Consider the following 608-nt stretch of genomic DNA (forward strand, 5'->3'; position numbering starts at 1 on the left):
ATGCAACTATATTTAGTCGCAAAAATGCCATGATCAACCTGCACAAGCCGCATCCAGGTAACGAATTGAAGGCCTACGCCAAGCGCCAAGTCATCGAGCAGCTACGCTTAGGAGGGCTGATCTAATGGAAAAACTCTTGAAGTACCGGGGCTACTACGGCTCCCTCGAAGCCAGCACCGAAGACAACTGCCTGTTCGGCAAGCTGCAGTTCGTTCGCGCCCTGGTCAGTTACGAAGGTGAGACGGTGGCGGAGTTGGAAGCCGCGTTCCGAGAAGCCGTCGATGACTATCTCGCCACCTGCGAGCAACTCGGCGAGGCGCCCGAGACTCCGTGCAAGGGCTCCTTCAACGTGCGCGTCGGCCACGACCTGCACCTGGCCGCTGCCGTTTCAGCCTCGCAGCACGGCATCTCGCTCAACGACCTCACCCGCCAGGCGCTGAACGACTACCTGCAACAGCATCCTTGACTGCCGGACACTGCGGGCTTCGGGCGCCAGGTTCGGGGCGCTGTGAAGAGCGGCTTCGGGCTTCGGCAGCATTTTAGCTCGCAGCTCGTCGCTCGCAGCTCGTTGCTCGTAGCTCGCAGCTCGTTGCCCGTTACTCGTAGCT

At 60.4% G+C, this 608-nt stretch carries 1 protein-coding gene; it reads left to right on the forward strand.

What is annotated here, in order from left to right; all coding sequences use genetic code 11:
- Nucleotides 1–124 precede the first annotated feature (124 nt).
- On the forward strand, nucleotides 125–466 hold the full coding sequence (locus OP496_RS18290; protein WP_280565422.1) for a type II toxin-antitoxin system HicB family antitoxin: 342 nt from the start codon (nucleotides 125–127) through the stop codon (nucleotides 464–466).
- Nucleotides 467–608 lie beyond the last annotated feature (142 nt).

It is taken from the genome of Chromohalobacter sp. 48-RD10 (genome assembly GCF_029889785.1).
In the GTDB taxonomy this organism is placed as follows: domain Bacteria; phylum Pseudomonadota; class Gammaproteobacteria; order Pseudomonadales; family Halomonadaceae; genus Chromohalobacter.

Coding starts and splice junctions, on each gene's coding strand:
- OP496_RS18290 (WP_280565422.1), top strand. CDS start 125: ATGGAAAAACTCTTGAAGTACCGGGGCTACTACGGCTCCCTCGAAGCC.